This is a genomic window from Pseudomonas sp. C9-3, from assembly GCF_032392015.1.
GTDB classification, from domain to species: Bacteria; Pseudomonadota; Gammaproteobacteria; order Pseudomonadales; family Pseudomonadaceae; genus Pseudomonas; species Pseudomonas nitroreducens.
On the sequence record NZ_CP135919.1, the window covers coordinates 4,441,440 to 4,462,783 of the forward strand.

General features: G+C 66.0%; 18 protein-coding genes. 6 read left to right on the forward strand and 12 right to left on the reverse strand.

Features of this window, described 5'->3' with window-relative positions; genetic code table 11:
* Positions 1–69 precede the first annotated feature (69 nt).
* The 3 genes from aac(6') to sbcD are packed head-to-tail and all read right to left on the reverse strand — an operon-like array spanning position 70 to position 5,191.
* The gene (gene aac(6') / locus RS899_RS20385) at positions 70–525 is read right to left on the reverse strand and encodes an aminoglycoside 6'-N-acetyltransferase (protein WP_233299054.1); all 456 of its coding nucleotides are present in this window, start codon (positions 523–525) and stop codon (positions 70–72) included.
* The gene (locus tag RS899_RS20390) at positions 525–3,974 is read right to left on the reverse strand and encodes an AAA family ATPase (protein WP_315807934.1); all 3,450 of its coding nucleotides are present in this window, start codon (positions 3,972–3,974) and stop codon (positions 525–527) included. Before RS899_RS20390 ends, aac(6') begins: the two co-directional genes overlap by 1 nt.
* A complete protein-coding gene (gene sbcD / locus RS899_RS20395) occupies positions 3,971–5,191 on the reverse strand; it encodes an exonuclease subunit SbcD (protein WP_315807935.1) in 1,221 nt (406 codons plus the stop codon). Before sbcD ends, RS899_RS20390 begins: the two co-directional genes overlap by 4 nt.
* A gap of 133 nt (positions 5,192–5,324) precedes the next feature.
* Here sbcD and RS899_RS20400 point away from each other — a divergent pair, with 133 nt between their 5' ends.
* The 3 genes from RS899_RS20400 to RS899_RS20410 all read left to right on the forward strand — a co-directional run bounded on the left by RS899_RS20400 (position 5,325) and on the right by RS899_RS20410 (position 9,015).
* Positions 5,325–6,689 carry a TAXI family TRAP transporter solute-binding subunit gene (locus RS899_RS20400; RefSeq protein ID WP_233299051.1) on the forward strand — a complete coding sequence of 455 codons (1,365 nt, stop codon included), beginning with the start codon at positions 5,325–5,327 and terminating at the stop codon, positions 6,687–6,689.
* Positions 6,690–6,804: 115 nt separating this feature from the next.
* A complete protein-coding gene (gene yejK, locus RS899_RS20405) occupies positions 6,805–7,812 on the forward strand; it encodes a nucleoid-associated protein YejK (protein ID WP_084359451.1) in 1,008 nt (335 codons plus the stop codon).
* A 276-nt stretch (positions 7,813–8,088) separates the two neighbouring features.
* A complete protein-coding gene (locus RS899_RS20410; protein WP_233299049.1) occupies positions 8,089–9,015 on the forward strand; it encodes a DUF4344 domain-containing metallopeptidase in 927 nt (308 codons plus the stop codon).
* Here the strand turns inward: RS899_RS20410 and RS899_RS20415 are convergent.
* From RS899_RS20415 to RS899_RS20430, 4 genes are all read right to left on the reverse strand, one after another.
* A complete protein-coding gene (locus RS899_RS20415; protein WP_233299048.1) occupies positions 8,996–9,931 on the reverse strand; it encodes a glutathione S-transferase family protein in 936 nt (311 codons plus the stop codon). The two genes, RS899_RS20410 and RS899_RS20415, sit on opposite strands and share 20 nt — an antisense overlap.
* Before the next feature lie 63 nt (positions 9,932–9,994).
* Positions 9,995–10,300: a GIY-YIG nuclease family protein gene (locus RS899_RS20420; RefSeq protein ID WP_054909116.1), complete on the reverse strand. Its 306-nt coding sequence runs from the start codon at positions 10,298–10,300 to the stop codon at positions 9,995–9,997.
* Positions 10,297–10,998, reverse strand: coding sequence for a glutathione S-transferase C-terminal domain-containing protein (locus tag RS899_RS20425; RefSeq protein WP_054909117.1), 702 nt, complete (start codon positions 10,996–10,998; stop codon positions 10,297–10,299). The genes RS899_RS20420 and RS899_RS20425 overlap by 4 nt, the downstream gene beginning before the upstream one ends.
* 73 nt (positions 10,999–11,071) lie before the next feature.
* Positions 11,072–11,554, reverse strand: coding sequence for a nuclear transport factor 2 family protein (locus RS899_RS20430; protein ID WP_315807936.1), 483 nt, complete (start codon positions 11,552–11,554; stop codon positions 11,072–11,074).
* Positions 11,555–11,678: 124 nt separating this feature from the next.
* On the opposite strand from RS899_RS20430, the gene RS899_RS20435 reads away from it, so the two are divergent.
* A complete protein-coding gene (locus tag RS899_RS20435; protein ID WP_315807937.1) occupies positions 11,679–12,635 on the forward strand; it encodes a GlxA family transcriptional regulator in 957 nt (318 codons plus the stop codon).
* Between the two features lie 114 nt (positions 12,636–12,749).
* On the opposite strand, the gene pcsA is transcribed toward RS899_RS20435, so the two are convergent.
* The 5 genes from pcsA to RS899_RS20460 form a co-directional block, all read right to left on the reverse strand.
* The gene (pcsA, locus tag RS899_RS20440; protein WP_139092987.1) at positions 12,750–13,445 is read right to left on the reverse strand and encodes a phosphatidylcholine synthase; all 696 of its coding nucleotides are present in this window, start codon (positions 13,443–13,445) and stop codon (positions 12,750–12,752) included.
* A gap of 433 nt (positions 13,446–13,878) precedes the next feature.
* The gene (locus tag RS899_RS20445) at positions 13,879–14,655 is read right to left on the reverse strand and encodes an amino acid ABC transporter ATP-binding protein (protein ID WP_045210647.1); all 777 of its coding nucleotides are present in this window, start codon (positions 14,653–14,655) and stop codon (positions 13,879–13,881) included.
* A gap of 9 nt (positions 14,656–14,664) precedes the next feature.
* The gene (locus RS899_RS20450; protein ID WP_054909121.1) at positions 14,665–15,762 is read right to left on the reverse strand and encodes an amino acid ABC transporter permease; all 1,098 of its coding nucleotides are present in this window, start codon (positions 15,760–15,762) and stop codon (positions 14,665–14,667) included.
* A 24-nt stretch (positions 15,763–15,786) separates the two neighbouring features.
* A complete protein-coding gene (locus RS899_RS20455; RefSeq protein WP_315807938.1) occupies positions 15,787–16,971 on the reverse strand; it encodes an amino acid ABC transporter permease in 1,185 nt (394 codons plus the stop codon).
* A 118-nt stretch (positions 16,972–17,089) separates the two neighbouring features.
* Positions 17,090–18,118, reverse strand: coding sequence for an amino acid ABC transporter substrate-binding protein (locus tag RS899_RS20460; RefSeq protein ID WP_024767153.1), 1,029 nt, complete (start codon positions 18,116–18,118; stop codon positions 17,090–17,092).
* 513 nt (positions 18,119–18,631) lie between these two features.
* On the opposite strand from RS899_RS20460, the gene RS899_RS20465 reads away from it, so the two are divergent.
* Complete coding sequence (locus tag RS899_RS20465) at positions 18,632–19,285, forward strand: alpha/beta hydrolase (protein ID WP_054909123.1); 654 nt, start codon at positions 18,632–18,634, stop codon at positions 19,283–19,285.
* Positions 19,286–19,316: 31 nt separating this feature from the next.
* Positions 19,317–21,209, forward strand: a complete 1,893-nt coding sequence (locus RS899_RS20470) for an acyl-CoA synthetase (protein ID WP_054909124.1) — start codon at positions 19,317–19,319, stop codon at positions 21,207–21,209.
* Positions 21,210–21,344: the final 135 nt, after the last annotated feature.

Sequence of the window (21,344 nt, forward strand, 5' to 3'; positions counted from 1 at the left end):
GAGCCTATCTCGCCTGACGTCGATTGCAAGTTGACCGCAGTGCCGCGCTCGCGTTCCGCCTGATGTGGATCAACCCCGCAGCGGCTTTCTGAAGTACACGACACGCTCGGTTTCGATGAAGCCCAGGGCGAGATGAAGAGCATGGCTGTCGGTATTGTCGAGCGCCGCATCGGAAGCGAAATCCGCGCAGCCGCGGGCACAGCCCCAAGCCTGCACCACGCCTACCAGAGCCCGCGCCACGCCTTGCCGGCGGGCGTCTTCACGGACGTAGATGCCCTCCAGAAACAACACCGGCGAGCCTTCCGTACCGTTCACGTATTCGCTGCGCACCGAAGCCTCCGCCAGCCCCAGCGCCCTGCCCTTTTCGTCGCGGGCCAGCCAGGCGCCGTGGCGTTGCGGCTGCGCGAGAATGTCCCGCGCCTCCGCAACGAACGCGTCTGCATGATCGCCCGGCCAGAGTTGCAGGCGCAGCTCGATCCAGTCAGGCAGATCCGGTTCTTCGCAGTAGCGCACGGAGAGGCCCATCAGGCTTTCTCCGGGTCGAATCGGAACTGCTGGTCGAGCTGGCTGTAGCCCATGCCAACGCCCTTGTGCACCTTGAGCTGCACCGGAATGCGCTCCTTCAGTGCCTCGACGTGGCTGATCACGCCAATGGTCTTGCCCGTGGCGTTGAGGCTGTCGAGGGCATCCAGCGCGACCTCCAGGGTCTCGCCATCGAGGGTGCCGAAACCTTCGTCGAGGAACAGCGAGTCGATGCTGGTCTTGTGGCTGACCAGGTCGGACAGCGCCAGCGCCAGCGCGAGGCTGACCAGGAAGCTCTCGCCCCCGGACAGCGTCTTGCAGTCGCGCGCCGTGTCGCCCTGCCAGGTATCCATCACCTCCAGCTCCAGCTCGCCATCGCTGCGCCGAGCCAGTTGGTAGCGTCCATGCAGGCGCTGCAACTGGCGGTTGGCAAGGTGCACCAGGTGATCGAGGGTGAGGCCCTGGGCGAAGCGCCGGTAGCGCGCGCCGTCGGAGGCGCCGATCAGGCTGTTGAGGCGCTGCCAGAGGACGTGCTCCTCCTCCTGCCGCGCGATATCCGCGAACAGGCTCTGCTGGCTGGCGCGACGGTTGTCGTCGCCCTGCAACTGGGCGCGGATTTCGCCCTGGCGCTGACCCAGCTCGCGCAACTGCGCAGCGAGCGCCTGCAATTGCAGGTCGAGTTCCTCCAGCGGCAGTTCGCCGTGGGGTTCTGCCTGCAAGCGCTCGACATCCTGCGCAGCAGCGGCACGCAGGGTGACGGCTTCGGTAATTGCCGTTTCCAGGTGCTGGCGCAGTTGGCTGAGCTCGCTGCGCTGGGCATCGTCCAGCAGCGCGGCAAGATAGGTCGACTCGTCGGCAAAGGGGCTCGCCGCCAGAGCCTGCTGCCAGCTTGCCAGGTGCTCGGCGAGACGTGCCTGCTCCTGCTCCTGCCGCTCGCTCAGCGACTGCTCACGGCCCTGCAAGGCGTCGGCCTGGCGCTGTGCGGCGGCCAGTTGCTCCTCCGCCTGCATCAGAGCCTGCTGCGGCGCCGCCTGTATCACCAGCGGCTGGCGCGCATCGAAGCCGGCGGCCTGCCAGCGCTGCTGCCATTGCGCTGCGAGCTGTTGCGCCATGCGGGCAGCCTGTTCGGCATCACGCTCAGCCGCTGCCAGTTCCTGGCTGCGCTGCTGGTCCTGCTGCCATTGCTGCCACTCGGCCGAGCGCTCGGTCAGCCACTGCTCGCCGTCTTCCGGCACGCTGTAGCCCAGCTCGCCGAGTGTGGCGGCCAACGCCTGGTCCTGCTGTAACAGGTCCGCGCGCTGGGTCGCGAGCTGCTGCGCGCGCTCTTCCTGGCGCTGGCGTTCATGAGTCTGTTGCTGGTCGAACAGCGCCAGTTGCTGCACGGCCTCGGCGTGATCGCGCTCGGCGCGCTGGCGTTGCTGTTGTGCCTGCTGGAGCTGGTGCCGGTGCTCTTCCAGGGTTTTCAGCTGCTGCTGCAATGCCGTCAGCGCGGCCTCGTGGCGCTCACGTTCGGCGCGGAGCTGCTGGTCGTCGTCCAGCGCGATTCCTTGCTCCGTGCACTGCTGCTGCCATGCCTGCTGATGCTGTGCCAGCGCGGCTCGCGCGTCGTCCAGCTGGCGCTGTCCCTGCTGCAGTTGTGCGTCCAGCCCGGCCAGCTCACCACGCAGGGCAATGCCCTCGCTTTCCAGCTCGGCCAATTGCTGGCGCGCCTGCTCCAGCGCCGCCTGTGTCGAGGACACATCCAGCGCCTGGTAGGCCGCCACCGCCGGGTGTTCCTGTGAGCCGCACAATGGGCACGCCTCGCCGGGCTGCAACTGCGCACGCAGGTGTTCCAGTTGGTGAATGCGCTGTTCCTGCTGCAGGAGCTTTTCCTTGTCGGCAACCTGCTGCTTGGTCGTCTGATAACGCTCGCGCAACGCGACGATAACCGTTTCGCGCTCGGCCTTTCGCTGATGCAGCGCCTCCAGCTCCGGCTGGCAGCGCGCCAGTTGCGCGGCGGCCTCGGCGCGGGCCCGGGCCAGTTGCTCCAGGCGGTCCAGCCCACGGCTGTGCAATTGCCCCTGCTGCAGCCGCTCACGCAGCTCACCGTCGGTAGCTCCACCCAGCAACGCCGAGAGCTGCTGCTGATGCTGGCCCTCCTGTGCGCCTGCCGACTCGACCTGCTGCTGCATGAAAGCGACGTTGCCTTGCAGGGTCTGTCGCTGTGTCGTCGCGCCCTGCAATGCCTGGTCGGCCGTCTGCGCCTGCCGCTGCAAGTCGGCAATGGCCTGGGCCAGGCGCGAACGCTGGGCGAACTGTGCCCGCCAGCCGCCGAGCAGCTCACCGAGCTTCGCTCGCTGCGGGTACTGCGCCAGGCGCGCCTGCAGCTCCTGCCGCTGCTCGCCAAGGGCCTTGCGCTCGCCCTCGCAGGCATCCAGCGCCTGCTGAGCATATTGGTTCGCCGCCCACAGCGCCTGGGCGATCTCTTCGCGCCGGAGCGCCTGCTGAGCGAGGTTGTCCTCCAGCGCCGTGCGGCCCTGTTCGACATTCTCCCGAGTGCTTCGCCAGGCCTGGTGCAATGGCTGCAGACGCGCAGCGGGCTCGCTGTCCGCCAGGCGCTGCAGATCGGGTCGCGCCTGCTCCAGCGCCTCGCGAGCAGCGGATTCTTTTGCGCCGGCCTGCTCGACCTGCTGCCGCGCGCGGCTGAGGTCTTCGCGCCAGCGACGCTGCGCCTGGAGAGCCGACTGCTGCGCCTGCAAAGCCGCTTCCTGCACCGCAGCATCGCGGCCCTGCAGCTCCAACTCGCTGCGCTGTTCGGCGCTGAGCAGTTCAAAGCCATCGGCGCGGGCGCGCAGTTGGTCCAGCGCTCCGCGAACCTCACGGGTGCGCTCGAAGACGCGCTGGGAAATCAGGCCGTAGATTTCCGTCCCGGTCAGTTCCTCCAGCAACTCCGCGCGCTGGTTGGCGTTGGCCTCGAGGAAGGCGGCGAACCCGCCCTGGGCCAGCAGCATGGATTTGGTGAAGCGTTCGAAGTCGAGGCCGGTGAGGATCTCGGTCTGCTTGAGCTTGTCGTTGATCTTGTCGGTGAGGATCTGCCCCGCGCCGGTGGCGCGGTCGATGCGCACCAGCTCCACCTTCGGCGCCTGCAGCGCGCCCTCGGCCTTGTCGCGGGCGCGACGCTGGCTCCAGAAGGCGCGATAGGGCTGTCCCTTCACGTCGAACTCGACTTCGGCGAGACAGTCGGCGGTATGCCGGGTCATCAGCTCGTTGCCGCTCTGCGACAGCACGCTCATGCGTGGCGTACGGTGGTACAGCGCCAGGCAGATGGCATCGAGCAAGGTAGTCTTGCCCGCTCCGGTCGGCCCGGTGATGGCGAACAGGCCGTTGCCGGCGAAAGGTTCGGCAGTGAAATCGATCTTCCATTCGCCCTTCAGCGAATTGAGGTTCTTCAGACGCAGGCTGAGGATTCTCACGAGCGCTCCTCCTGCAGGTCGGCGACGACCTGTCGGTAGAGCCCGGTCAGCCGTTCGCGCAGCGGTGCGTCCAGGTCCTCGGCGTCCAGCCGCTGGCGAAACACATCCTCGGGGCTCAGCTCGTCGAGGGTTTCCTTCGCTTCGCTGAACAGCGCCGCCTGCGCGGTGCCGCGCTCGCGGCGGGTGCGCAGGACGATCACCGGCAGCTCTTCGCAAAGCTTCTCGACGCGTAGCTGGATATCGGTCAGGTAGTCATCGGTGTGCACCATGACTTCCAGCCAGACGGGTTGCTCCGCACTGCCTTCGCGGGCGACGCGGGCCAGTTCGGCGGGCAGTTCGGCAAGGCTGCCGGACACCGATTTCAGCGGCTGGAAGCGCGGCACCGGCAGCGCGGTGACGCTGCGCAGGCCACTGTCATCCAGGTCCACCAGCAGTACTTCCTTGCCCTGTGTGGCCTCGTCGAAGCTCAGCGCAATGGGCGATCCGCTGTAGCGGATGTGTTCCAGGCCGCCGACCTTCTGCGGCCGGTGGATGTGGCCAAGGGCGATGTAGTCCGCCGCCGGGAAGGCGCTGGTGGGAAAGGCTTCCAGCGTACCGACATAGATTTCCCGCACCGACTCGCTGGCGCTCGCGCCCACGGTGGTGAGATGACCGGTGGCGATGATCGGCAGGTGCCGGCCGAGGGCGTCGCGCTGCGCCTCGGCGCGCTCGAACAACTCGCGGTAGTGCGCCTGGATCGCCTGCTGCAGCGCCAGTTGCTTGTCCTGCGCACTCTGCCCGGCCAGGCTGGTGAGCACGTCGCGTGGGCGAATGAAGGGGATCGCGCAGAGAATCGCGCCGGGCTGGCCGTCACGTTGCGGCAGCACCAGCAACTGGCGCTCGAGGTCGGTGCCGACCGCGGCGATCACCTCCGTTTCGAGGCAGGCGAGCAGGTCGCGGGACTCCTCCAGCATCGCCACCGAGTCGTGGTTTCCACCCAATACCACCAGGCGCGCGCCAGTGTCCCGCAGCTCGACGATGAAGCGGTTGTACTGTTCGCGCGCATAACTGGGCGGCGCGCCGGTATCGAATATGTCACCGGCGATGATCACCGCATCCACGGCCTGCTCGCGCACCTGTTCGACCAGCCAGGAGCAGAACGCCTGGTGCTCGGCCTCGCGGCTCTTGCCCATGAAATGCTGGCCCAGGTGCCAGTCGGAGGTATGGAGAATGCGCATGCCGTGAAGTCCGCAGCCGTATTTCGAAGCTGGGGATGATAGCGGTTCAAGCTCCATCGAGGGCGTATTCGCCGGCCGCCGCCGCACAGGCTGGCTATCTTTTCAGGACAGCACGTCGTCACAAGGACTTCCCATGCAACGCCTTCTGAACATGCTCAAGGACCTCGCCATCCTGGTCCGCGCCAACCTCTGGCTGGTGCCGGTGCTGGCCGCACTGGTCGCCGCCGTCTTCTACTTCGTCGCCCCGCCGCCGCCGATGAGCGCGACCCTGGCCACCGGTGCGCCGGGCGGCGGCTACGCGGTGTTCGGCCAGCGCCTGAAGGAGGAACTGGCCAAACAGGGCTTCGACCTGCAACTGGTGCGCACTGCCGGCTCGCGGGAGAACCTGGGCAAGCTGCTGGACGGCAAGAGCGGTGTGGACCTGGCACTGGTGCAGAGCGGCCAGGAGCAGCAGCTTGAGCCCAAGCAGCGCGAGCACCTGCAAACCCTCGGCGCGATGTTCCAGGAGCCGCTATGGCTGTTCCAGCGCCGCGAGGCAAAGATCGACCGCCTGGCCGACCTGCTCGCCTTGCGCGTCGCCATCGGTGGCGAAGGCAGCGGCACCGAAGCGGTGACCCAGGCCATCCTCAAGGCCAACGAGATTCCCACCGAGCCCCTGCCGGCAGGCTGGCAGGCGCGCGGCGGCAATGCGGTGGCCAACGAACTGCTGGCCGGCCAGCTGGACGCGGCCTTCTTCGTCGGCCCGGCGGAGAACCCGCTGGTGCAGCGCCTGGCGGCCAGCCCCGAGCTCACGCTCACCGGCTTTCGCCGTGCCCACGCGTACGAGGCGCGGATTCCCTTTCTCAAGCGCGTCGATGTCAGCGAGGGCCTGCTGAACCTCGCGCAGAACGTGCCCGACCAGAACCTCGCTACGCTTTCGCCGGTTGCCACCCTGGTGGTCAATGGCGACTTCCACCCGGCGCTCACTCCGCTGATCCTGGAAGCCGCGCGAGCCGTGATGAAGAGCGGCACCCTGCTCGACCCGGCCGGCGCCTTCCCCAGCGCCGAGCCGCGCACCCTGGCGCTGCAGGAAGACGCCGAGCGCTACTACAAGAATGGTCCGCCGCTGCTGCAGCGCTTCTTGCCGTTCCGCATCGCCTCGCTGGCGGACCGCTACATCATCCTGCTGATTCCCTTCATCGCCATCCTTATCCCGCTGCTCAAATCCATCGGCCCGCTGTACCGCTGGCGCATCCGCGCGCGCATCTACCGCTGGTACCGTTACCTGCGCGAAATCGACCGACGCCTGGACGAACGTACCGGCAGCGCCGAGCTGAGCACCGAAATCGAACGCCTGGAACAACTGGAAGCCGAGCTGGCCAAGGTCGAGGTGCCGCTGTCCTACTACAACGAGCTGTACGAGCTGCACCTGCACCTGAACTACGTGATCCGCCGCCTGCGCCAGCTGCGCCGCAATCGGCGCGAGCGCGACGAGGGGCTGGCACCGGCGGCGGACTGATCGGCGTCGCGCATCCCGGCGCCTTGTCGGGTAAACTCTGGCGTTTTCCAATCCGCCCGCCCCGCCGCCGCTTCGATGCGTGCGGCGGCGCCGGCACTGAACATCCGGGTCCGCCATGCCGATTCGCCACGCCATCGTCCACCTGATCGACAAGAAGCCCGACGGCAACCCCGCGACGCTGCATGCGCGCGATGCCGAGCTGGGCGACTCCCAGGCCATCGAGAACCTGATGGCCGACCTCAACGAGAGCTACAACGCCAAGCCGAACAAGGCCTGGGGCCTGTTCCAGGGCGAGTCCGGCGCCTACCCGTTCAGCGGTTGGCTGGGCGAGTACCTGGACAACGGCAAGGACTTCGTCGCCTTCTCCAAGCAGGCGGTGGAACACCTGAAGACGCTGATGGAGGAGTCCAACCTCTCCACCGGCGGCCACGTGCTGTTCTGCCATTACCAGCAGGGCATGACCGATTACCTGTCCATCGCCCTGCTGCACCACAGCGAAGGCGTGGCGGTCACCGAGGCGCTGGAAGTCACCCCGTCGCGCCATCTGGACCTGGGCCAGTTGCACATGGCTGCGCGGATCAACATCTCCGAGTGGCGCAACAACAAGACGTCCAAGCAGTACATCTCGTTCATCAAGGGCAAGGGCGGCAAGAAGGTCTCGGACTACTTCCGCGACTTCATCGGCTGCACCGAGGGCGTCGACGGGCCGAGCGAGACTCGCACCCTGCTCAAGGCCTTCAGCGACTTCGTGGAAAGCGAAGACCTGCCCGAAGAGCAGGCCCGCGAGAAGACCGACGTACTGGTGGACTACGCCACCAGCCAGGCGAAGATCGGCGAGCCGATGGCCCTGGACGCGCTCTCCGAGCTGATGGACGACCAGGCGCCGCGCGCCTTCTACGACTACATTCGCAACAAGGATTACGGCCTGTCGCCGGAAATCCCGGCGGACAAGCGCACCCTCAACCAGTTCCGCCGCTTCACCGGCCGTGCCGAGGGGTTGTCGATCAGCTTCGAGGCGCACCTGCTGGGCAGCAAGGTGGAGTACGACGAGGAGCGCGACATGCTGATCATCCGCGGCCTGCCGACGCAGTTGCAGGACCAGCTCAAGCGCCGCAAGGACTGACGGTTTTTCACCCACAAAAAAGCCCATCTCGCGATGGGCTTTTTTGTGGGTGACGATTGGGCACAGGGCGGTTCGCGAGCAAGCTCGCTCCTGCAAAAAGCCCACTGGGCACTCCGGCGAGCTGCAGGAGCGAGGGGGACGCCCAGTTCTTGCTCGCGAACCTGCAGGGCAGAGGGCTCAAACGAGCGCTGCACGGACTTCCGACAAAACGCCCCGCAGCCCGCGCGGTGCGGCTGCTAGAGTCAAGTCAGGCGCCTCTCGCTCGCGGTGGCCGCCATGCCCGCCTTGTACGCCGTCACTGTCGTAGCGTCCCCGCTCTCCGGGCATCCCCGGATGCACTGCTCGTACCTCGCGTTGCTGTTGCTGCTCTGCGCCAACCTCCTTTTCGCTGACCCGACGCCGCAGCCGCTCCCGCCCAACGTCGCGCGCTTCGTGCTGGCCAACGCCGAATTCAGCGTGATGCACGAGATGGGGCACATGCTGATCGCCGAGTACGACCTTCCGGTGCTCGGACGCGAGGAGGACGCGGCGGACCAGCTCGGCTTCATCCTGCTGTTCCGCCTTTACGCGAAGCTGCCGCGCGACGAGGTGGACGCGCGCCTGCTGGACATCGCCGATTACTGGCGCCTGGAATGGCAGACCCCCAAGCCGCCGCCGGACCAGGTGCTGGCCTGGGACAGCCATCCGCTGGACGAACAGCGCTACTACAACATCGCCTGCCTGCTCTACGGCAGCGACATGGCGCGCCTGGACTGGCTGCCACCCCTGACCGGGCTGCCCTACGAACGTGCCGTGTACTGCGACCAGGAGTTCCAGCAGGCCAGCAAGGCGTTCGAGTGGATTCGCCACGCGCGACGGCATTCGTCGATCCAGCACCGCGCCGCGCTGCGTCTGAACTACGACGCGCCGGCAGTGGACCGCGATGCGACGCTGCCGCTGATCGCCCTGCTACGTGACGGCGATCATCTGCAACGGATGGTGGACGAGGTGTTCCGCCTGTTCCGCCCGCCGCGTCCGCTGACGATCCAACTGGTCAGCTGCGGCGCACCGGATGCCTGGTACAACAGCAACAGCGGGGAAATGGCGCTCTGCTACGAGCGCCTGCAGCACTTCCGCGAAATGGCCGAGAACCTGCCACGCCTGCGCACCCCGGTGACGCGGCAGTGCCCCGGTCCCGCCGGGCTCAGGCCGGGCGGATGCTGAAACCGATACGCGGGAAGTGCACGTGAACGATGCCTGCGCGCGGGTCTTCGCGACGCAGGATCAGGCTTTCCAGCCCGGCGTGCACCAGTTCGCCTTCCACCGGATCGCAGCCGTAGTCGGTGGCGGCGATCACCACGCGCTGGCCGGGTGTGAAGCCGTTGGGATCGACGAAGTCTTCCTGGGGCACTGCAGCGGGCTGGCTGTCGCGCGCCACGGCGATGGCTTCTTCGCTGCTCATTTCGCTCGGCGCACCATGGCCAAAGCCCAATACACGAGCGAGCCAGGCACTGACTGCCGGGTAGGCGTCCACCAGCGGTGAGGTGACCGGCGTGGCCTTGACGAACCACAGGCAGTGGGCGAGGGACAGATCGGCTACCGAAGGTTCGCCGAACAGGAAATCGCCGTCTTCACGGGCCAGTTGCTCCTCGACCCGCGCCATGAAGGTCGGCCACTGGTGCTTGGCCTGCTCGGCCGACAGCTTGCTGGCCGTGCCGCCACTGAACAGCTGGCTGCGGTCGGCGACGAAGGCCTTGAGAAATTCCGGCGGCAGCTTGCCGAAGCGCATGGCAATGGATTCGGGCTGGAACACCAGGCTGACCGCGTGCTGGAACACCACCGAATCGACCCACAGCGAGAAGCTCGCAACGGTGAATTCGTGGCCTTCCGGGAACAGGGCGGGCACGGCCTTTTCCTGGTCCAGGCGGCGGGCGATCAGCGCGGTGTCGCAATAGATATCGGCGCCGACCTGCAGCACCGGCGTCTTGCGGTAGCCACCGGTAAGCGGCATCAGGTCCGGCTTGGGCATCAGCGGCGGGATGGTCACCGAGCGCCAGGGCAGCTGCTTGAAGCCCAGCATCAGGCGCGCCTTTTCGGCGAACGGCGAAGTCGGGTAGTGGTGCAGGATCAGCTCGGACATGGTGGGCTCCAGCGGCCGCAAAGTGGTCCGGCAGCTTAACCCGTGCTTCGCGCGAGTCCTACCTCATCCCTCGGATGGGACGACATCCACGGCGTTGATGGCGAACGGATTGGCCAGCACCAGGTGTTCCTTGGCTTTCTTGGACAGCGCCTTGATCGCGCGCTCACGGCGCAGGGCGTCACCCTTGCCGGGGCAGGCCTCGACGTAGACCAGCGCCTGGGCCGGGCTGGAGTGGAAGAAGCGCGCGCCCTTGCCGGTGCGATGGGTTTCAAATCGGCGTTGGGCGTCGTCGCTGATGCCGCAGTAGAGCGCGCCATTCTCGGCGCGCACCAGGTAGACGAACCAGGGTTTGGGTTCGGCCGCGGTCACGACGCCCAGACCCGCGCCTGCATTCGGTCGCAGTAGCCGACCAGGCGTTCGTAGCTGCGCGCCATGTCGTTGAGCGGCGTTTCCAGGGTGCTGAGGATCAGGTTGGCCAGCACGCCGTAGGTGGCGGCGTCGGCGCTGCACGGCTGGGCGCCGCCGAAGTACGGAAGGTCGCCGAGCATGCCATCCAGGGCTTCGAGGTCATCGCGAGCGAAGCCCAGCAACTCGTCGCGGCTATGGCGCATCAGGCCGCGGCCCTTCAGGTCGCCACGGATCTTGCGTTGCATCAGCATGCCCACTGCCGGGCGCAGCGGTGCGGGAATGCCGCGGAACATCACGTCTTTCACCTGGCGGAAGCCTTGCTCGTCGAGCCAGCGGAAGTACACCAGCAGCGGCACCAGGTGCTCGTCGCACAGACGGGTGATCGATACCGCCCAACCGCGGCCACGGGCGTCAAGCCCCGCGTCCAGGTCGAATTCGTAGTACTGCTGCAGCGTACGCATGATGATCGCCGTATCGGCGATGGCCTTGCCGTCCAGCGTTATGAACGGCAGCTTGCCCTTGGGCCCCTTGCGCGGGTCCATCACAGGCTTGACCTGATACTCCAGTCCGGCGAGGCGCAGGAAGGTCTCCAGCTTCAGGCAGAAGGGGCTGACGTTGGGCACGTTGAAGGCGGGCGGGAACTGGAAAAGAGTGATCATGGCGGCGTCCGGTTCTCAGTCGCCTGTCATTTAAGCCTATCCCGCCGCCACGGGCGAGCCCGAAAGCCCTCTATCAGGCTTTCCCTGCTCGTTGTGCGCGGTAGGCCGCGAGGCCTTTCGCGGCTTGCGCGCGGATCGCCGCCTGCACCGGCGGCGCCCAGCCCAGCAGGGCTCCCTTGGCGCCGAGGGCCTGGCGCGACCACCTCCAGAGGTCGAAGCTGTCTACGTGCTGACAGATCAATCCGTCGCGAAAGTGGAAATGTGCCCGGATGTGATTAGTCACTTTCCGACCGGTCTGGGTGAAGGTGTAGGACGCCACCCAACGAGCCGAACCCCGCTGCCCATCCGCCTCGACGCCCTCATAGGTCAGCGAGAAGTCCTGGGCGCGAGCGGTGAGCATGCGCCACATGTCCCCGGCCTCGGCGCCGTGCAAGTCGGTGAAGACCGGGTCGCTGAATTGCACATCGACGCTGTAGCAGGCGGCCATGGCTTCGCCGTCGCGGCGCTGGAAGGCCTGGTAGAAACGTTCGATCAACTGGGCGTTGGGATGGGCCATGGTGCGCTCGTGTCGGTGGGCAATGGACGCAGTATCCACAGAGACTCGACTGGACACGATTGGCGTTATGGACAACATTATGATCAATAGCGCCAAGTTTCTTACACGAGCACAGTGAGACGCCATGTTCAGGATAGCCCTGTTCGTCTGCCCGCAAACCCTGTGTTCCAGCCTTGGCCTGGCCATGGACAGCTTCCACCTCGCCAACCGCCTGGCGGGCGAGCGCCACTTCGAGGTACTGCGGGTCAGTGCCGAGGGTGAGCCGGTGGACCTGTCCTTCGGCCGCGTGGCGGTGGAGGGCGGGCTCGATCTCGCCGCCGGCTGCGACCTGCTGCTGATTCCCGCCACCGGCGCGGATATCGACGCCACATTCACCGCCAATCAGCCATTGCTTGCCTGGCTACGTCGCACCCCTGCCAGCGTGCAGCTTGGCAGCCTGTGCAGCAGCGCTTTCCTGCTGGCCGAAGCCGGCCTGCTGGATGGTCGTCGCGCCACCACGCATTGGGCGCTGGAGACGGCATTCCGGGAGCGCTATCCACAGGTGCGGCTGGACATCGACGCCCTGTGCACCGACGACAACGGCCGCCTCTGTTCCGGGGGCGCCCAGGCCGGGCTGGACCTGTGCCTGTTCCTGATCGAGCGCCATGCCGGCGCCGCCCTGGCGCGGCGCGCGGCGGCGACCCTGGTGTTCGAGCACGGGCGAGGCCGTCAGCGGCGCTTTACTCCCCTCTTACCCGACCCGCTGCCGGCCGGTTCGCCACTGGAGCCGCTGCTGGCCTGGCTGGAAGACAACTATGCGCAACCCTTCGACCTCTCCAGCCTGGCGCAGCGCGTGCACTGCTCCACGCGCACGCTGTTGCGGCGCTTTCGCGAGCAGGTGGGAATGTCACCGAACGATTACGTGCAGCGCCTGCGTATCGCTTCGGCACAGGAAGCGCTGGGCGATCCGGGACGCTCTTTGGAGCGCATCGCCAGTGATGTCGGCTACGCCGACCGGGCGAGCTTCGCGCGGCTGTTCAAGCAAGTATGCGGGGAGACGCCGGGGGCTTTCCGGCAGCGGATGCTGGGGCGGCAGGCTTAGGACTTGCGGGAGCTGTAGGAGCGAGGGGGACGCCTAGTTCTTGCTCGCGAACCATCTTCCGGCAGCTTCAGTGCCGGGCGGTTCGCGAGCAAGCTCGCTCCTACACGTGGTATCTCAGTGGAACCATTCCATCGCCGTACGCCACACGCAAACGCCGACAAAGTAAGCCGAAGCCGCGAACCACAGGCCCAGCAACCAGGGTTGGTCGATCGGCTGCTGGAGGATCAGCAGCGCGCTGCTGAGCATCCAGACGAAGGTCACGGCGATGTTCAGCGGCATGAACTGGCGTACGCGGAAGGGGTGCAGGAACTTCATGCGGGTCAGGGTCAACGCAGCCAGCACCAGCACGGTGACGAAGCTGACCCAGGGGTGCAGCTCGAGCACGAAGAAGTACACCGCCACCACGTTCCACGCGGCCGGGAAGCCGACGAAGTAGTTGTCCTTGCTCTTCATGTTGACGTTGCAGAAGCAGAACAGCGAGGACACCAGGATCACCCCGACCGCCAGCAGCTCGGTGTGCACCGGCAGCGGCACGTAGCGGTAGATGAAGATCGCGGGGATGAAGACGTAGGTGAGGTAGTCGATCACCAGGTCCAGGGTCGAGCCATCGAAGTGTGGCAGCACCGCCTTGACGTCGAACTTGCGTGCCAGAGTGCCGTCCAGGCCATCCACCAGCAGCGCCACGCCCAGCCAGAGAAGGCAGGCCTGCGGCCTGTTGTCGACCAGCGCCAGGAGCGCGAGCAGCGCGAGGATGACACCGCTGGAGGTCACCGCGTGGGCGCCCCAGGCCTTGGCTTTGCTGAGGTTCATTGGCGATAGGATCAGGTTCACGTCGGCTCTCTTCCTTTAACGGCGGATGCAGGCGAGCTACTTCAAACGTTAGCCCATCCCTGACAAACCACTGCACATGGGAACACCGATGGGGCGGCCGAGTTCAGCCGGTTTCGCGATGCGCACCTTGTGGCGGTGGAATCGGCAGCATACGCCGTTGCGCCGGGGGCTCGCCATCGCGGGAGACGAGCGTGCGAACAAGTAGCGGACTATGGCGTGCGGTTGTCCTTTCCCTGCCCCTGGCTGCGCGTCCCGCTCCGAAGGGACAGGGGATTATCCGAGCGGGAGCGAACTCCAGTTTCCGCCGGAAACGTTGCAGAACGTCAGGATGACACCGCTCTCGCCACGCGCGCCGAACGGCACCCTCTCCCTTCAGGGAAAGGGCTGGGGAGAGGGTTCACTTGCTCCGAAGTCAATGCAGGATCTGGCTGAGGAACAGCTTGGTGCGGTCCGACTGCGGGTTGTCGAAGAACTGGTCCGGCGGCGCCTGCTCCACGATCTCGCCCTTGTCCATGAAGATCACCCGGTTCGCCACGGTACGGGCGAAGCCCATCTCGTGGGTCACGCAGAGCATGGTCATGCCGCTCTGCGCCAGGCCGATCATGGTGTCGAGCACCTCCTTGACCATCTCCGGGTCGAGTGCCGAGGTCGGTTCGTCGAACAGCATGATCTTCGGCTTCATGCACAGCGCCCGGGCGATCGCCACGCGCTGCTGCTGGCCGCCGGAGAGCTGGCCGGGGAACTTGTGGGCCTGCTCCGGGATGCGCACGCGCTCCAGGTAATGCATGGCGACTTCCTCGGCCTGGCGCTTGGGCATCTTGCGCACCCACATGGGCGCGAGGATGCAGTTCTGCAGCACGGTCAGGTGCGGGAACAGGTTGAAGTGCTGGAACACCATGCCGACTTCGCTGCGGATCGCCTCGATCTGCTTGAGGTCGTTGGTCAGCTCGGTGCCATCGACGACGATGCTGCCCTGCTGGTGCTCCTCCAGGCGGTTGATGCAGCGGATGGTGGTGGACTTGCCCGAACCGGACGGCCCGCAGAGCACGATGCGCTCGCCCTGCTTGACCTCCAGGTTGATGTCCTTGAGCACGTGGAACTGGCCGTACCACTTGTTCACACCCTTCATGGTGATCATCACGTGATCGCCGATGGCCGGCTGCGCGGTCTTGTTGGTGGCTTCAGACATGATGAACTCCTAACGCTTGTGGCCGGTGTCCAGCTTGTGCTCCAGGTGCATGGAGTAGCGGGACATGCTGAAACAGAAAATCCAGTAGACGACTGCCGCGAAGACATAGCCTTCGGTGGCCATGCCCAGCCAGGCCGGGTCCGCGGTGGCGCGCTTGATGCTATTCAGGAAGTCGAACAGGCCGATGATGATCACCAGGCTGGTGTCCTTGAACAGCGCGATGAAGGTATTAACGATGCCGGGAATCACCAGCTTGAGCGCCTGCGGCAGGATCACCAGGCCCATGGTCCGCCAGTAACCCAGGCCCATGGCAGCCGCGGCTTCGTACTGCCCCTTGGGAATGGCCTGCATGCCGCCGCGAACCACCTCGGCGATGTAGGCAGCCTCGAACAGCACCACCATCACCATGGCCCGCAGCAGCTTGTCGAGGTTCATGCCTTCGGGCAGGAACAACGGCAGCATCACCGAGGACATGAACAGCACGGTGATCAGCGGCACGCCGCGCCAGAACTCGATGGTGGTCACGCAGATGACCTTGATCGCCGGCATCTTCGAACGCCGCCCCAGCGCCAGCAGGATGCCCAGCGGCATCGCCCCGCAGATGCCGACCGCGGCAATCACCACGGTGAGCATCAGGCCACCCCAGGCGCTGGTGGGCACGGTTTCCAGGCCGAGGAAGCCGCCATGCAGCAGCCAGTAGGCCACGATCGGCAGCGCCACGAGGAAGCCCAGGCCGTACTTCACCTTGTACTGGAAGCGCTTGAGGAACAGCGGCGCCGCGCCGAACACCACGAACAGCACGGTGAGGTCCACGCGCCAGCGCAGTTCCTCAGGGTAGAAGCCGTACATGAACTGGCCAAAGCGCGAACCGATGAACACCCAGCAGGCGCCCTCGCGGGAACAGTCGGCGCGGGTGGTGCCGGTCCAGTCGGCCTTGATGATCGCCCACTCCAGCAGCGGCGGTACGATCAGGTAGACCAGGTAGATGCCGACCAATGTCAGCAGCGTGTTGAACCAGCTGGAGAACAGGTTGGCACGCAGCCAGGCGAGTACGCCCACGCTCGTCGACGGTGGCGGCAGGTCGGGCTTGAAAGTATGAGTAGTCATGAAGTTCTCTGCTCTCTATACGGATCAGCGCTCGACCAGCGCGATGTGCTTGTTGTACCAGTTCATCAGCAGCGAAATGCTGATGCTGATGGCCAGGTACACGCTCATGGTGATCGCCATGGTCTCGATGGCCTGGCCGGTCTGGTTGAGCACCGTGCCGGCGAACAGCGAGACCATATCCGGATAGCCGATGGCGGCTGCCAGCGAGGAGTTCTTCGCCAGGTTCAGGTACTGGCTGGTCAGCGGCGGGATGATCACGCGCAGCGCCTGCGGGATGATCACCAGGCGCAGGGTCTGGCCGGGGCGCAGCCCAAGGGAACCGGCGGCCTCGGTCTGACCGTGGCTGACCGCCTGGATGCCGGCGCGGACCGTCTCGCCGATGAAGGCGGCGGTGTAGACCGACAGGGCAAGGACGATCGACACCAGTTCAGGGATCACCACCCAGCCGCCGCGGAAGTTGAAGCCCTGCAGCACCGGCACGTCCCAGTGGAATGGCGCGCCGGCCACCAGGGACACCAGCCCCGGCAACACCACCAGCAGCGCCACGCCGCTGAGGAATACCGGGAAATCCTTGCCAGTGGCATGGCGGCGGGCCTTGGCCCACTTCCAGATCACCACCCAGCCAACCAGTGCCAGGATCACCGCGACGATGAACGGGCCGAGGCCATCCGCAGCGACCGGCGCGGGCATCTGCAGGCCACGGTTGTTGACGAAGAACAGGTCGCCGAAGCTGATGCTCTGCCTGGGCCCGGGTAGCGGGCCGAGCACGGCGAAGTACCAGAAGAATATCTGCAGCAACGGCGGGATGTTGCGGAAGGTCTCGATGTACAGCGTCGCCAGCTTGCGGATCAGCCAGTTGGGCGACAGCCGCGCCACACCGAGGATGAAGCCCAGGATGGTAGCGAAGAATATCCCCACCACCGTGACCAGCAGCGTGTTCAGCAGGCCGACCATGAACACCCGTCCGTAGGTGTCGCTTTCGCTGTAGTCGATCAGGTGCTGGGAAATGCCGAAGCCGGCGCTGTGGTCGAGGAAACCGAAACCGGACTGGATGCCGCGGTGGGCCAGGTTGGTCTGCGTGTTGTCGAAAAGAAACCAGCCGACCGCCACCACACAGATGACGGCGATGATCTGGAACGCCCAGCCGCGCACGACGGGATCGTTGAGCGATACCCCCCGCGGGCGCTGGGCCTTGATGGAATTCTGCATGTAAGCCCTCTCGGAAGGCCGCCGGGCGACCACGGGGCTACGCCCGCGACCGCCCGGTGGGCTTCACGTCGTTCGAAACAGTCCGGCGCCCAGACTCCGGGCGCCGGATTGGGTCAGGTCAGCGCACCGGCGGTGCGTACTGCAGACCACCCTTGTTCCACTGGGCATTGAGGCCACGCTTGATCTTCAGCTCGCTGCCGTCGCCGACGTTGCGGTCGAAGATCTCGCCGTAGTTACCCACTTGCTTGACGATCTGCACCGCCCAGTCCTTGGGCAGCTTGAGGTCCTTGCCATAGTCACCCTCGCCGCCGAGCAGGCGCGCGACGTCCGGGTTCTTGGTGCTCTTGGCCTGTTCCTCGACGTTCTTCGAGTTGATGCCCAGTTCTTCGGCGTTGAGCATCGCGAAGAGCGTCCAGCGGGCGATGTCGAACCACTCCTCGTCACCCTGGCGCACGGCCGGGCCGAGGGGCTCCTTGGAGATCACTTCGGGCAGCACCACGTAGTCATCCGGCGCGGCCAGCTTGATGCGCTGGGCGTAGAGCTGCGACTGGTCGGAGGTCAGCACGTCGCAACGGCCGGATTCCAGCGACTTGGCGCTTTCGTCGGAGGTGTCGTAGGTGATGGGGGTGTATTTCAGGTTGTTGGAGCGGAAGTAGTCGGACAGGTTGAGCTCGGTGGTGGTGCCGGCCTGGATGCACACGGTGGCGCCATCGAGTTCCTTGGCGCTGGAGACGCCGAGCTTCTTGTTCACCAGGAAGCCCTGGCCGTCGTAGTAGGTCACGCCGACGAAGTTCAGGCCCATGGCGCTGTCGCGGGAGCTGGTCCAGGTGGTGTTGCGCGAGAGGATGTCGATCTCGCCGGACTGCAACGCGGTGAAGCGCTCCTTGGCGGTCAGCGGGCTGTACTTGACCTTGGTCGCATCACCGAACACCGCAGCCGCCACGGCGCGGCAGACATCGACGTCGATGCCCTTGTACTGGCCCTTGGCGTCGGCGTAGGAGAAGCCGGGAAGACCGTCACTGATACCGCACTGCACGTAGCCTTTCTTCTTCACGGCATCCAGGGTGGCGCCGGCGTGGGCAAGCCCGCTGACACCGAACACAGCGGCGGTGGTCAGCACTGCCAGGGTGGATTTCACCATCTTCATCGATCTTCTCCGTTGCTTTTTTAGTGTTTTGGAGTCCCGGTTCCACCGCCGTACCCTCGTGAGGCACCAGCAAGACAACAAACGGGATGGAGACCTGAAAGTGAGTCTAGACGGCCTGCGAAAAATCCTTCGCCAAGCCGCGAACACACCTTCGAGCGCGCAGGTCTTGCGCGCTGGAACGGGTTATCAAGGGATCATTGCGTGAAGGCGAAGGCCCGCCGCACCGACTGTTGACCGCAGCCGGCACGACGGGCCCTGAAGCAGCCCAAGGCTTTGGTGGCGCCACTTCCGGTACAGCTTTCCGGATGGGGTCGGTAGAGTGTTACCGGAAGTGGGGCCGCACAGCCTGGAAACAGTGATAGCAAGGGGCGTACCAGCCTAGGAACGTTCCTGCAAATTCGCGCAGTCAAGTCCCACAAGTTATGGCCATGCGACATCTTCTTGCATCGCCTCTCCACCCTATTCCGAACGCGGCGCTCCATCCTAGAGCGCCTGCCCCATCCTGGAGCCTCCATGACCCAGCCCCTGATCCTCGAACCCGCCCAAAACGCCGACTCCTGCGTCATTTGGTTGCACGGCCTGGGCGCCGACCGTTACGACTTCGAACCGGTAGCACAGATGCTGCAGCGCAGCTTCGCCTCGACACGCTTCATCCTGCCCCAGGCGCCGACCCGTCCGGTCACCGTGTTCAACGGCATGCCCGCGCCGAGCTGGTACGACATCCTCGCCATGGCCCCGGCGCGCGCCATCGACGAAGCGCAGCTGGAGGCCTCGGCCGACAGCGTGATCGCGCTGATCCAGGGGCAGATCGACCAGGGCATCGCGCCCAAACGCATCATCCTCGCCGGTTTCTCCCAGGGCGGCGCCGTGGTGCTGCACACCGGCTACCTGCGCTGGGACGGCGAACTGGGCGGGGTCATGGCGCTCTCCACCTATGGCCCGACATTCAGCGAAGACATAAGCCTGCCGGCTACAAAAAGACAACTGTCCGCGCTCTGCCTGCATGGCACTTTCGATGACGTGGTGCTGCCTGCCATGGGCCGCGCCGCTTATGACTTCCTGCAGGCCAACGAGGTGCCCGCCCAGTGGCGCACCTACCCGATGAGCCATGAAGTGAGCAACGAGGAACTCGGCGATATCGGCGCCTGGCTGCGGGAGCGCCTGTGATCCCCTGACCCTGCGGAGAACAAGAAGAAGCATGAACGCCCCGATCAGCAGCCTGCGTGACGTACAAGCCCTGGAACAGGTCCCGCTGCAGGACCGCGACCTGCCGCCGAACACCTACGAACTGCTGCGCCGCTCGGCGCAGCAGTTCGGCCCGTCCACCGCCCTGAGCTTCCTGCTGCAGGGTTCGGCGGCCGAGGAGCCGATCCAGGTCAGCTACGCCGAACTGTTCTCCCGCGTCACCCAGGCGGCCAACGCCTTCCATCGCCTGGGCGTGCGACCGGGCACCTCGGTGTCGTTCCTGCTGCCCAACCTGCCGCAGACCCACTACGTGATCTGGGGCGGCGAAGCGGCGGGGATCGTCAACGCGATCAACCCGCTGCTCGATCCGGGGCACATCGCCGAGCTCGTGCGTGCCGCCGATTCCCGTGTACTGGTCACCCTGGCCCCCTTCCCCGGCACCGATCTCTGGGACAAGGTCGCAGCGCTGCGCGACCACCTGCCCGAACTCAGCGCCATCGTCACCGTCGACCTCGCCAACCTGCTGGCGGAGCCGCAGCGCTCGGCGATCAAGGCCCAGCGCGGTGCGCTGCCCGACGGCGTGCTGGACTTCGACGAGCTGCTCGCCCAGTGCCCCGACGACCACCTGGAAAGCGGCCGGGTCATCGGCCCTGACGAGGTCGCCTCCTACTTCCACACCGGTGGCACCACCGGCACCCCCAAGCTCGCTCCGCACAGCCATTTCAACGAAGTGGCGATGGCCGAGATCATGGGCCTGAACTCCGACTACGACGGCCACGACGTACTGCTCTGCGGCCTGCCGCTGTTCCACGTCAACGGCGTGATGGTCAGCGGGCTCGCGCCCTTCATGCGCGGCGGCCACGTCCTGCTGGCCGGCCCGCAGGGCTATCGCAACCCGACGCTGATCCAGGATTTCTGGAAGCTGGTGGAACGCTACAAGGTCACCAGCTTCAGCGGCGTGCCGACTATCTACGCGGCCCTGCTGCAAGTGCCCAGTGAAGGGCGCGACCTCTCCAGCCTGCGCTTCGCCCTGTGTGGCGCGGCGCCCATGCCGGTGGAGCTGATCCGCCAGTTCGAGGCGAAGACGGGCCTGGCGATCATCGAAGGCTACGGCATGACCGAGGGCACCTGCGGCACCAGCTGCAACCCGCGCGGCGGCGAGCGCCGCCCCGGTTCCATTGGCCTGCGCCTGCCCTACTGCGAACTGAAGTCGGTGATCCTCGACGGCGACGGCCACTACCTGCGCGACGCCGAAGTGGACGAGATCGGCAACATCTGCCTGCGTGGGCCGACCGTCTTCAAGGGCTACCTGCAGGCCAGCAAGAACAAGGACATCTGGGTCGACGGCGACTGGTTCAACACCGGCGACCTGGGCCGCATCGACGCCGACGGCTACATCTGGCTCACCGGGCGCAGCAAGGACCTGATCATCCGCGGCGGGCACAACATCGACCCGCAGATGATCGAGGAAGCCCTGCACCGCCATCCCGCCGTGGCCATGGCTGCCGCCGTCGGCAAACCGTGCCTGAAGGCCGGCGAGCTGCCGGTGGTGTACATCCAGCTCAAGCCCGGCGCGCAGGTGAGCGAGGCGGAACTGCTGGCGCACGCCGCCCAGCACGTGCCCGAGCGAGCAGCGGTGCCCAAGGATGTCTGGCTGCTGGACGCCATTCCCGTCACCGCGGTCGGCAAGACCTTCAAGCCCGCCCTGCGCCTGGATGCCATTCGTCGCGTGTTCGAGGACGAGACCCGCCACCTCGCCCCGGCACCGCGCATCGAGGTGGTCGCCGATGACCGCCTGGGTCAGAAAGCTCGCTTGTTCGTCGGCGCCCTCAGCCTTGACTCGCGCGCCGCACTGGCCGAGCGACTGGGTGGTTACGCCGTGCACGTGGAGTGGCTGGAAAGTTGATGAAACACCCGGCCGACCGCCGGTCGGCCGGGGCTGCCTGCGAATTGCCAGTAGTCAAATCTGACTAATACTGATGGCTCAATGTGCGAAGAGGACTACAGGGAGAGTCAGTCGTGCACATCATCAGTCGCCATC

What these genes read in the sequence shown, in the direction of transcription:
- sbcD (WP_315807935.1), bottom strand. Translation starts at nt 5,191, where the DNA reads ATGCGCATTCTCCATACCTCCGACTGGCACCTGGGCCAGCATTTCATG.
- RS899_RS20400 (WP_233299051.1), top strand. Translation starts at nt 5,325, where the DNA reads ATGCAACGCCTTCTGAACATGCTCAAGGACCTCGCCATCCTGGTCCGC.
- yejK (WP_084359451.1), top strand. Translation starts at nt 6,805, where the DNA reads ATGCCGATTCGCCACGCCATCGTCCACCTGATCGACAAGAAGCCCGAC.
- RS899_RS20410 (WP_233299049.1), top strand. Translation starts at nt 8,089, where the DNA reads ATGCCCGCCTTGTACGCCGTCACTGTCGTAGCGTCCCCGCTCTCCGGG.
- RS899_RS20415 (WP_233299048.1), bottom strand. Translation starts at nt 9,931, where the DNA reads ATGTCCGAGCTGATCCTGCACCACTACCCGACTTCGCCGTTCGCCGAA.
- RS899_RS20425 (WP_054909117.1), bottom strand. Translation starts at nt 10,998, where the DNA reads ATGATCACTCTTTTCCAGTTCCCGCCCGCCTTCAACGTGCCCAACGTC.
- RS899_RS20430 (WP_315807936.1), bottom strand. Translation starts at nt 11,554, where the DNA reads ATGGCCCATCCCAACGCCCAGTTGATCGAACGTTTCTACCAGGCCTTC.
- RS899_RS20435 (WP_315807937.1), top strand. Translation starts at nt 11,679, where the DNA reads ATGTTCAGGATAGCCCTGTTCGTCTGCCCGCAAACCCTGTGTTCCAGC.
- pcsA (WP_139092987.1), bottom strand. Translation starts at nt 13,445, where the DNA reads ATGAACCTCAGCAAAGCCAAGGCCTGGGGCGCCCACGCGGTGACCTCC.
- RS899_RS20445 (WP_045210647.1), bottom strand. Translation starts at nt 14,655, where the DNA reads ATGTCTGAAGCCACCAACAAGACCGCGCAGCCGGCCATCGGCGATCAC.
- RS899_RS20450 (WP_054909121.1), bottom strand. Translation starts at nt 15,762, where the DNA reads ATGACTACTCATACTTTCAAGCCCGACCTGCCGCCACCGTCGACGAGC.
- RS899_RS20455 (WP_315807938.1), bottom strand. Translation starts at nt 16,971, where the DNA reads ATGCAGAATTCCATCAAGGCCCAGCGCCCGCGGGGGGTATCGCTCAAC.
- RS899_RS20460 (WP_024767153.1), bottom strand. Translation starts at nt 18,118, where the DNA reads ATGAAGATGGTGAAATCCACCCTGGCAGTGCTGACCACCGCCGCTGTG.
- RS899_RS20465 (WP_054909123.1), top strand. Translation starts at nt 18,632, where the DNA reads ATGACCCAGCCCCTGATCCTCGAACCCGCCCAAAACGCCGACTCCTGC.
- RS899_RS20470 (WP_054909124.1), top strand. Translation starts at nt 19,317, where the DNA reads ATGAACGCCCCGATCAGCAGCCTGCGTGACGTACAAGCCCTGGAACAG.